Source organism: Vibrio sp. 10N.261.55.C5 (genome assembly GCF_041470505.1).
In the GTDB taxonomy this organism is placed as follows: Bacteria; Pseudomonadota; Gammaproteobacteria; order Enterobacterales; family Vibrionaceae; genus Vibrio; species Vibrio crassostreae_C.
In genome coordinates, this window is the sequence record NZ_JBFRMS010000058.1 from 1 (window position 1) to 8,036 (window position 8,036).

Genomic DNA, 8,036 nt, shown 5'->3' on the forward strand with positions numbered 1-8,036 from the left:
TTTAATTACGCAACAAAGCCGATATTGCCTAGAAAGAAAGGGCTAAAAAGTTATTTGTGCCATTGAAAGTAAAACAGCGGCAGCGATAAAAAGCATTAAAGCTAAATATGATATCGGTTTAATGAATAGCTGATGTTAAGTTTATTAGTTACTAACATTCTAGAATTAAAGGTGATTTTACTTTTTAAAGAATAAACAAAATAAAAAATAAGACGCTATTTATGTCACTAGCTAAATATAAATAGCGCCTTATAATAATTACGCTAAATTAAGACTTAACCAATATTCAGCCGATAACTGGATGAGTCATTTGGATGTGCACGCTGAGGTTAAAGCACGCCATGGTGAATAAAAAACGATCTCAATTCCCTTGCTCATTGCTTCTTTGCACTCTTAATCACCACAAAAATACCGGTACAGATTAACAGTGTCCCTGCAACAAGTGGCATTGTAAGTTGCTCACCTAGGAATATGATTGAGAAAAGCAAACCAGTAATGGGGACGCCAAGCATTGCAGTTGATATAAATGCCCCACTTAATAACTTACTCACTCCATTAACAACACAGAAACAAAAAGCGGTCGCTAATGGGCCTAGATAAAGACAGATCTTCCAGAAAGTGACACTACCATCACCGGTGAATGGCCCTTCAATCCAATATGATAGGAGTGTTAGCGGAATAGTTGCTGCCAGCATTTGCCATGGAGCAAGTTGATAGGCTGTCGCGCCAGACTTAGAACAACGTAAGTGCAGAATACATAAGCTCCACAGAAGAGAGCCCAGCAAAAGGAAACCGTTAGCAATAACTAGTGCTCGATTACTCCAGTCAAAAGTAAATGGGTTGAAAAGTACAATGACACCAATCAAGCCTAATAGCGTGCCTAATAGCTGCTTTTGTGACAGATATTCACGGAAAAAGAGTACCGATAGCGGAAGTACCCATAACGTAGTTGTGTATGCTAGTACTGCAGATCGCCCTGCATCTACTTGCGTCATTGCCACAGAGCCTAAAACGGTAAAGGTCATCATTTGTATCACGCCGATACTGAGTATCAGGGGTAAATCTTTTTTCTTAGGTATATAAAGCGCTTTAGTCGCTATCTGAAAAGCAAAAAGGGTCAAAGCACCTAACGCAAAACGCACCATTGAAAACCATAGTGGTGTGATGTGATTTAAACCGGTTTTCATTACCGGCCAATTCCCACCCCAGATAATAATTGCGATAAATAAAAGACATAGTGCTTTGCTTTCCGTTGATAACTGGGAAAGGCCCCATTTATTCTCTGCTGCACTCAAGGAGTTTAATCTACTCATCGTTATTCCTATAATCCATGAATTTTTCTAGAAAAAAAATGCCTTTACTAGGACTAGTAAAGGCATTTGATTTATTCCGCTAGCTCAATCGCTGTTTTAATATAGATATCGCGTAGCTTGCTTGCTAATGGACCAGGGGTACCATCACCAATTGAATAACCATCAATACTGATGACAGGCCAAATAAAGGTCGTTGCTGAGCTTACAAAAGCTTCTTTTGCGGCATACGCTTCTTCGATAGTAAATGAGCGCTCTTCTATTTCAATATTGCTCTCTTTTGCTAATTTAAGCAGTGATGCACGCGTAATGCCGTGAAGAATGTCATTGCTCAGCGGACGAGTAATGATCTTGTTTTCTTGGGTAACGATATAAGCGTTGCTTGAACCACCTTCGGTTACAAAACCGTCTTCAATCAGCCAAACATCATCACAACCAGCTTGATAAGCGATCTGTTTTGATAAACACGCTGGTAATAAACTAGTCGTTTTGATATCTCGACGCCTCCAACGGATATCATCCATCGACAGCACTTTGATACCTTTTTGTGCAGGTTTGCTGTTTATCAGTGAACGCTGTTGCGTAAATAACACTAATGTTGGCTCGATATCATCGCTGTAAGAAAAGTCTCTATCGCCCTCACTGCCACGCGTAAGTTGTAGATAAACGCCCCCCTCTTTGAGGTTGTTTTTGTTAATCAGCTCTTTCTGCACAGCGGTTAACTGCTCTGCACTTAATGGCATGTTAATACCAAGCTCTTTGCAAGACCGCTCCAGACGTGCAATATGACCAGGATTATCAATCAACATGCCATCTAAAACTGCCGTTACTTCATAAACGGCGTCAGCAAATAAAAAACCTCGGTCAAAAATAGAAACAGTCGCTTCTGTTTCTAACACGTAATCACCTTTTACATATACTGTTCTAATCATCATTTAACCCCATAACTGGCTACTAAACGGAACCATTTGGCTGCCTCTGAAATCAAATCCATTTTCAATATCCTGCGATAACAGTAATGGACCATCTAAATCAATAATATCTGCATCCTGACCGAGCACGAAGGCAGGTGCCATGCTTAAAGAAGAGGAAAGCATGCAACCAACCATGACACTTAAGCCAAGTTTTTGTGCCTCTTCTTTTAGTAGTAATGCTTCAGTCAGGCCACCCGTTTTATCGATTTTTATATTGATCATATCGTAGCGACCTACAATCTCAGCTAAGCTTTTACGATCATGGCACGACTCATCTGCACAGATAGGGATAGGCCTTGGTAGCGTTGCTAATGCAGCATCATCACCCGCTGGAAACGGTTGCTCGATCATCGCGATATCTAACATCAAAAGATCAGGCATTAGCTGTCGGTATAACTCAGGCGTCCACGCTTCATTTGCATCAATGATAATTTTTGATGTGGGTGCACCATTTCGTACCGCTCTTAATCTTTCTAAATCGCCATTACCACCCAATTTAATTTTTAGTAGTGAGCGAAAAGCGTTATCTTTAGCAGCTTGCTCCATCACTTCAGGCTCACCCAACGAAATGGTATAAGCCGTTTCTAGTGTGCTAGGTTGAAGATTAATTTTTTCCCAGATAGAACAGCCTTTCAGCTTACATTCAAGATCCCACATTGCGCAGTCCACTGCATTACGCGCTGCCGCTGAAGGTAAAATTTCCTGTAACTGCTGGCGTGTCATACCGGCTTCTATTTGATCTGCTATTGCGGTAATTTCTGCCTTCACACTTTGTAGCGATTCATCGTATCTTGCATAAGGAACACACTCGCCTCGACCAACAACGCCCTCATGCTCAATTTCAACAACGACGGTATCAGCGTGTGTTTTACTGCCACGAGAGATAGTGAAACTCCCTCGTATAGGCCAAGAGCGCTCAGATATTGATAGTTTCATTTATACTTCCTTTAGTTGCTCGACAATGCGTGCAACACCTTGGCGGAATGGGTCAACAACCGGTAAGCCGATCTCTTTCTCAAGTGCTTCCATGTATGAAACTGCCTCAGTCGCTTCCATGTTTGAAGTATTTACCGAGATACCAACACATTTAACGTCTTTATTTGTTAATTGCGCAGCGGCAATATTAGCGTCGATACATGTTTGGATATCAGGTAATGAGTAGCTTGGTAGGCCGCGCATGTGCGTACGCGTTGGTTCATGACACAAGATAAGAGCATCAGGCTGTGAGCCGTGAATAAGTCCCATTGTCACACCCGCAAAAGAAGCATGGAATAACGAACCTTGCCCTTCCATAACATCCCAATGCTCAGGGCTATTCTCTGGAGAAATTGTTTCAATTGCACCGGCAATAAAGTCTGCAACAACACAGTCGACACTCACACCACCACCAGTGATCAAAATGCCTGTTTGCCCTGTCGCTCTAAAGTCTGCATCCATACCCTGTGCATGCATCTCTTTTTCGATAGCAAGTGATGTATACATTTTACCAACAGAACAGTCAGTCCCTACTGTTAGTACTCTTTTACCACTACGTTTTATACCAGTACCCACTGGGTAAGCCTGAGTAGGGTAACGCACGTCAAACAGAGAGCGGCCGTGTTTTTCTGCGCACTCTACTAATACAGGAATATCAATAAGCTTATTATGAAGACCTGAAGCGATGTCCATACCTGCTTCCATTGCTTCAATTAATACATCTAACCACTGCTCAGAGATAACACCACCACGATTAGCAACACCAATCACCAGTGTTTTGGCACCCGCTTTAATCGCATCAGCAATAGAGATATCAGTAAGACCTACATCTGCGTTACAGTTTTCTAATCGGTATTGGCCAACACAATATTCTGGATGCCACGTTTTAATACCCTGTGCCACTTTAGCCGCTAGAGAATCAGCTGCATCGCCAAGAAATAATAGGTAAGGTTTTTTAAGTTCCATCTTTATCTCCAAATATATAGGTATATAAATAAATTAAGTTAATAACGTATCTACTAATGCAAAAACTATGACAACAAATATTATTTTCATGAAAATAGGAGAATCTTTACACTAAACAGATAATTTCCCTTTATTATTAGGTACCTCGTAATTTAAAAAGACAAAAACCGAACAAAATCAACATGTTAAACAATTGTTAACGCACCGAAATAGTGATATGGTGCAACATACTGGTGCAACAAATCATGTAAAACAGCATCAAACCGACAAAGTTTTAAAGCAAAGAAGCTAAATGTTGGACAGAGAGAAATAGTAAGATATATGACACGGAGAAGTCACCAATACTGCAAACCATCGGTTTTGACCCACCAATCCATTGTAAATATTCTTTTATTACTCAATTTTTTTTGAATCTGGCTTATAAATTGCAAACCCATAAAGTTGTAAGCGATAGATAATAAAAGGATAAATTTGGTTAGTTACTAAATTAAGCCTTAAGGAGAGAGGAATGATCACCGCGCAAGCCCACATTAACCTAGATGCAATTCGTCATAATTATCAAGTGTTAAAAAAACTGTGTGGCCATCAAAAACTCGTAGCGGTTATAAAAGGTAATGCCTATGGGCACAATGCTATTGCAGTTGCAAAATCACTACCTAATGCAGACCTGTTCGCTGTAGCTAGAATAGAAGAAGCTGTTGAACTGAGAGATGCAGGAATAAAACAGCCTATCCTATTATTAGAAGGCTGTTTTTGTAGTAACGACCTAAAGCAAGCGTTTGAATTAGATTTAGATATTGTTATTCACAGTGAACAGCAGCTAAAAGACCTGGAACAAGCATCACTAGCTAACGTAATTAACGTTTGGATAAAAGTTGACTCAGGCATGCATCGATTAGGTATTCAGCCACAGGAAATCAGCGACTATATCACCCGACTAAAACGACTAGATACAGTTTCAGAGCCGATTAGTTTTCTTAGTCACTTTAGTTGTGCTGATGATACACAGTGCACTACAACTCAAGAGCAAATTACGGTATTTTCTAACGCGGTTAAAGATAAGCAAGGAATGAAAAGTATCGCCAATTCAGCCGGTATTTTATTATGGCCGAATTCAAAGTTTGATGTAGCAAGAGCTGGTATTGCTTTGTATGGCATATCCCCTCAAAGTGACAGCGTAGGTAAAGATTTTGGCCTAATTCCTGCGATGACATTTTCAACACGCCTTATCTCAGTGCGTCATCATGATAAAGGGCAACCTGTTGGATACGGGGGATCTTGGATTTCTGACAAAGAAACAACTTTAGGTGTTATTGCTGTAGGTTATGGTGATGGTTACCCAAGAGCTGCTTCAAACCATGCTTCCGTATTTATTAATGGCCGAAGTGTACCAATCGTAGGGCGCGTATCAATGGACATGATAGTGGTCAATTTAGGCAAAGACGCACAAGATAAATGTGGGGATAGCGTTGAACTATGGGGAGAAAACTTACCTATAGAATCTGTAGCACACTCTGCTAGCACCATACCCTACGAGCTAACGATTCAACTTACGTCAAGGGTCCATAAGAAATTGGTATAACAATTATTTTTACATAAAGGGTATTACATCCCTATACATTTAACACGTACAGTCATACTTTTTACAAAAAGTAATTAATTAGAGGTTTACTCATAATGACAAACGAAATTAACAAATCTGCTGCTTTTTTTAATGGCACATATACAACAATGGACCAAGTCCGTATTTCACCGTTTGACCGCGGTTTCCTACTTGGTGACAGTATCTATGAAGCCGTGCCTGCCTATGACGGAAAGATGCTAGATTATAAAAGACATGGTCAACGACTATTGAACGGTTTAAATACCGTTGGCATTGAGTCTCCTTATACGCTTGATGGTTGGAAAGAGATTATCGAGCCACTTATCGACCCAAGTGAACCTGCTCAACTTTTATATATCCAAGTATCTCGCGGTGATGAACAAGTTCGTAAACATCGTTTCCCTGTTAACGCTGAGCCGACGGTTCTAATTTTCTCTATCCCCTTTGCACTGCCAATCGACGAAAATTACCCAGGTTGTGCAGGTCACTTGCAAGAAGATTTACGTTGGAAGCGATGTAATGTTAAGTCTACAAGCTTGATGGGAAATGTACTCGCTTATCATGAACTTTACACTAACGGCGTTGCGTTGGATGAAGCATTACTAGTACGTGATGGTTATGTTGTTGAAGCACCCAGCAGTAACTTATTCATGGTAAAAGATGGCGTTATCTTTACACCACCTGTCGATAATATTTTACCGGGTGTAACACGTGACGTAACGATTGATATTGCTAACCAGCAAGGCATCACCGTTCATGAAGAAGCACCAACGGTTGAAATGCTAAAAGATGCCGATGAAGTTTGGGTGACTAACTCAATGGAAGAGCTTAAGCCTGTAATTACTATTGATGGTCAAGCTGTTGGTGATGGCAAACCTGGCGCTATATGGCTACAACTATTTAAAGGCTTTCAAGCACTTAAATAGTATTTAAAAAAACGCCAAGTAACAATTATTAAAAAATCGAAGAGTAACAATTATTAGAAAAAGTAAATTTTAGAAAACCACTATCGTATAATTTAAATGGAGTTAATTATGAGTAACAGTGTTTTTAAACGAATCATTCTACCAGGCTTGGTATTACAGTCTGTATTAATTGGAGGTGGATACGCAACCGGTCGAGAACTTATTGAGTTCTTCTTTTCCTCTGGACCACTTGGTGGGTTACTAGGAATGTTAGTTGCGACCGCAGCTATTAGCTTAATCTCTATGTTTAGCTTTGAACTTTCAAGGATGAGCCAAAGCTATACATACCGTAGTTTCATTAAGCAGTTACTTGGTAAGTTTTGGTTTCTCTACGAGCTATGTTATTTCGGGTTAGGAATTTTGGTGCTTGCCGTCGTTGGCTCAGCAGCAGGTCAAATTGTAACGACTCACTTAAGCATCGATGCCAATATTGGTACCATTGCCCTGATGGCATTGGTTTGTGCTTTAGTCGCTTGGGGCTCAAAACTAATGGAAGCCGTTCTTTCTGGATGGTCATTCTTGCTCTACGGAACCTACGCGGTTTTTGTATATTTATATCTTGGTGAATATGGTGAAAACTTAGACGTTAAGGTATTGCAAGGTGCTATCGAAGATACTTGGTTTATGAATGCGATAAAATATGTGGGTTATAACATCGCAACACTGCCACTGATACTATTTGTTGTAGCGCATATGACCTCTAGAAAAGATGCATTAACGGCCGGCGCCTTTGCGGGTCCGTTAGCAATGGCACCTGCTCTGCTATTTTATTTTGCAATGGTTGCAACACCTGGTGATATATTAAATGCAGCCGTGCCTTCTGACTTTATGATGTCGCAATTAGATGCACCTTGGTTACAAACTATTTTTTATGTCGTGCTTTTTGGTACTTTTGTAGAAACTTGTGCAGCCTTTATTCACGCGCTCAATGAGCGTGTTGCTGAAGTATATACAGAAAAGAAGAATGCTGAGATTCCTAAAGTATTACGTATAGCTATTGCCGCTGTTATCTTAATGGGCACGATTTACCTGTCAGGTCGTGTGGGTCTGATTGGCCTAATCGCAGGTGGTTACGGGACATTAACGTGGGGCTTTGTTGTTTTATTTATTCTCCCAATACTTGGCTGGGGAATTTACAATATTTTCTACAAAGGCATTAAGTCTGCTGCCTCAGACGAATCAACTAACTCAGCCGTGCCATCGTAATAGCATTCGCTAAAAAAAGGTTCATCGCGGCTTTCCG

Annotated in this window: 7 protein-coding genes; 3 read left to right on the plus strand and 4 right to left on the minus strand. The window is 40.4% G+C overall.

Features of this window, described 5'->3' with window-relative positions; genetic code table 11:
* Positions 1 to 374: 374 nt before the first annotated feature.
* From AB4263_RS20380 to dgcN, 4 genes are all read right to left on the minus strand, one after another.
* On the minus strand, positions 375 to 1,313 hold the full coding sequence (locus AB4263_RS20380) for a DMT family transporter (protein WP_372098789.1): 939 nt from the start codon (positions 1,311 to 1,313) through the stop codon (positions 375 to 377).
* A 71-nt stretch (positions 1,314 to 1,384) separates the two neighbouring features.
* Positions 1,385 to 2,245 carry a D-amino-acid transaminase gene (locus tag AB4263_RS20385; protein ID WP_372098790.1) on the minus strand — a complete coding sequence of 287 codons (861 nt, stop codon included), beginning with the start codon at positions 2,243 to 2,245 and terminating at the stop codon, positions 1,385 to 1,387.
* Complete coding sequence (gene dgcA, locus AB4263_RS20390) at positions 2,246 to 3,220, minus strand: N-acetyl-D-Glu racemase DgcA (RefSeq protein ID WP_372098791.1); 975 nt, start codon at positions 3,218 to 3,220, stop codon at positions 2,246 to 2,248.
* Positions 3,221 to 4,225 carry an N-acetyltransferase DgcN gene (gene dgcN / locus AB4263_RS20395; RefSeq protein ID WP_372098792.1) on the minus strand — a complete coding sequence of 335 codons (1,005 nt, stop codon included), beginning with the start codon at positions 4,223 to 4,225 and terminating at the stop codon, positions 3,221 to 3,223.
* 508 nt (positions 4,226 to 4,733) lie between these two features.
* Here dgcN and alr point away from each other — a divergent pair.
* The 3 genes from alr to AB4263_RS20410 all read left to right on the plus strand — a co-directional run bounded on the left by alr (position 4,734) and on the right by AB4263_RS20410 (position 7,999).
* Positions 4,734 to 5,807, plus strand: a complete 1,074-nt coding sequence (gene alr / locus AB4263_RS20400) for an alanine racemase (RefSeq protein ID WP_372098793.1) — start codon at positions 4,734 to 4,736, stop codon at positions 5,805 to 5,807.
* Positions 5,808 to 5,902: 95 nt separating this feature from the next.
* Positions 5,903 to 6,754: an aminotransferase class IV gene (locus AB4263_RS20405; protein WP_372098794.1), complete on the plus strand. Its 852-nt coding sequence runs from the start codon at positions 5,903 to 5,905 to the stop codon at positions 6,752 to 6,754.
* 108 nt (positions 6,755 to 6,862) lie between these two features.
* Positions 6,863 to 7,999: a hypothetical protein gene (locus AB4263_RS20410; protein WP_372098795.1), complete on the plus strand. Its 1,137-nt coding sequence runs from the start codon at positions 6,863 to 6,865 to the stop codon at positions 7,997 to 7,999.
* Positions 8,000 to 8,036: the final 37 nt, after the last annotated feature.

Coding starts and splice junctions, on each gene's coding strand:
- AB4263_RS20380 (WP_372098789.1), bottom strand. CDS start 1,313: ATGAGTAGATTAAACTCCTTGAGTGCAGCAGAGAATAAATGGGGCCTT.
- AB4263_RS20385 (WP_372098790.1), bottom strand. CDS start 2,245: ATGATGATTAGAACAGTATATGTAAAAGGTGATTACGTGTTAGAAACA.
- dgcA (WP_372098791.1), bottom strand. CDS start 3,220: ATGAAACTATCAATATCTGAGCGCTCTTGGCCTATACGAGGGAGTTTC.
- dgcN (WP_372098792.1), bottom strand. CDS start 4,225: ATGGAACTTAAAAAACCTTACCTATTATTTCTTGGCGATGCAGCTGAT.
- alr (WP_372098793.1), top strand. CDS start 4,734: ATGATCACCGCGCAAGCCCACATTAACCTAGATGCAATTCGTCATAAT.
- AB4263_RS20405 (WP_372098794.1), top strand. CDS start 5,903: ATGACAAACGAAATTAACAAATCTGCTGCTTTTTTTAATGGCACATAT.
- AB4263_RS20410 (WP_372098795.1), top strand. CDS start 6,863: ATGAGTAACAGTGTTTTTAAACGAATCATTCTACCAGGCTTGGTATTA.